Source organism: Novosphingobium sp. B-7 (assembly GCF_000410615.1).
GTDB classification, from domain to species: domain Bacteria; phylum Pseudomonadota; class Alphaproteobacteria; order Sphingomonadales; family Sphingomonadaceae; genus Novosphingobium; species Novosphingobium capsulatum.
The window spans coordinates 1-1,399 of record NZ_KE148325.1 but is presented as its reverse complement, the minus strand read 5'-3'; the positions used below and the strand labels follow the sequence as shown (position 1 = coordinate 1,399).

Annotated in this window: 3 protein-coding genes; 2 read left to right on the top strand and 1 reads right to left on the bottom strand. The window is 71.7% G+C overall.

Going from position 1 to position 1,399, the window contains the following annotated elements; all coding sequences use genetic code 11:
• The coding region (locus tag H926_RS34625; protein WP_043609025.1) for an SAM-dependent methyltransferase at window positions 1-387 on the top strand (387 nt) is incomplete at its 5' end.
• Window positions 384-1,145 carry a precorrin-3B C(17)-methyltransferase gene (cobJ, locus tag H926_RS0110270; protein WP_022676219.1) on the top strand — a complete coding sequence of 254 codons (762 nt, stop codon included), beginning with the start codon at window positions 384-386 and terminating at the stop codon, window positions 1,143-1,145. The genes H926_RS34625 and cobJ, both read left to right, overlap by 4 nt.
• Here the strand turns inward: cobJ and H926_RS0110265 are convergent.
• On the bottom strand, window positions 1,109-1,399 hold a 291-nt coding region (locus tag H926_RS0110265; RefSeq protein WP_022676218.1), incomplete at its 5' end, for a precorrin-6A/cobalt-precorrin-6A reductase. The genes cobJ and H926_RS0110265 overlap by 37 nt on opposite strands.

Sequence of the window (1,399 nt, the reverse complement as noted above, 5' to 3'; positions counted from 1 at the left end):
GGCTCGTTCATGCACCTGCACAGCCGCCTGGCGGGGCAGGTGCCCGTGCAGGTGGTGCCGGGCATCACCGGGATGGCGGGCGCGTGGAATGCCACCGGCGTGCCCATCACCTGGGGCGATGACGTGCTCACCGTGGCCATGGCCACCCTGCCCGGGGCGGAACTGCCCCGCCGCATCCGCGATACCGATGCCCTGGTGGTGATGAAGATCGGGCGGCACCTCGCCAAGCTGCGCCGCGCGGTGGCCGCCGCCGGGCGCGAGGGGGAGGCCTGGCTGGTGGAACATGCCGCCATGCCCGGCCAGCGGGTTACGCCGCTGGGCGAGGCCCAAGCCGTCACGCCCTATTTCTCGATCCTGTTGATCCACGGCCAGGGGCGCCGGCCATGACGGGCACATTGGCGATCGCCGGGCTGGGCCCGGGCAGCGAGGCGATGATCACCCCGCAGGTGCGCGCCGCGCTCGATGCCGCCACCGATGTGCTGGGCTATATCCCCTATGTCGCGCGTGTGGCGCCGCGCCCCGGCCTGGTGCTGCATCCGTCGGACAACCGCGTCGAACGCGAACGCGCTGCCCATGCGCTCGATCTGGCGGCGCAGGGCCGCCGCGTGGTGCTGGTCTCATCGGGCGATCCCGGCGTATTCGCCATGGCCGCCGCCGTGTTCGAGGTGCTGGAAAGCGGCCCGGCATCATGGGACGATGTGGCGATCGACGTGCTGCCCGGCATTACCGCCATGCTCGCCGCTGCCGCCCGCGCCGGGGCGCCGCTGGGCCACGATTTCTGCGCGATCAACCTGTCTGACAATCTCAAGCCCTGGGACATGATCGCGCGGCGCCTGCGCCTGGCGGCAGAGGCGGATTTTGCCATGGCGCTCTACAATCCGCGCTCTCGCGCGCGGCCAGAGGGCTTTGCCCGCGCGCTGGAATTGCTGCGCACATGCTGCGGCACGGAACGGCCGATCCTGTTTGCCCGCGCCGTCTCCACCCCGCAGGAAGACCTACGCATCGTCTCGCTGGCCCAGGCGCGGCCCGAGATGGCCGACATGCGCACCGTGGTCATCGTGGGATCGAGCCAGACGCGGATCGTGGCGCGTGCCGCTGGCCCGCTGCTCTACACCCCGCGCAGCGCGGGCGGGGTGGCGCCATGAGCGATCCAGTCCAGCACTTGCGCTGGCTCATGCACTTTCTGGCGTGGCGGGATGAACGGCCGGTCGATCATGATCACCGGCAGGCCCAGCGCGCGCGCGGCGATCAGCTTGGCCTGCGCGCCGCTGCCGCCGGCGTTCTTGCATACCACCACGTCGATCGCCTGGTCGCGCAGCAGCGCCAGATCGCCCGCCACGGTGAACGGCCCCCGGTCCACCACCAGGCGATGGCGCGGCAAGGGCGGCGGTGCGGCGGG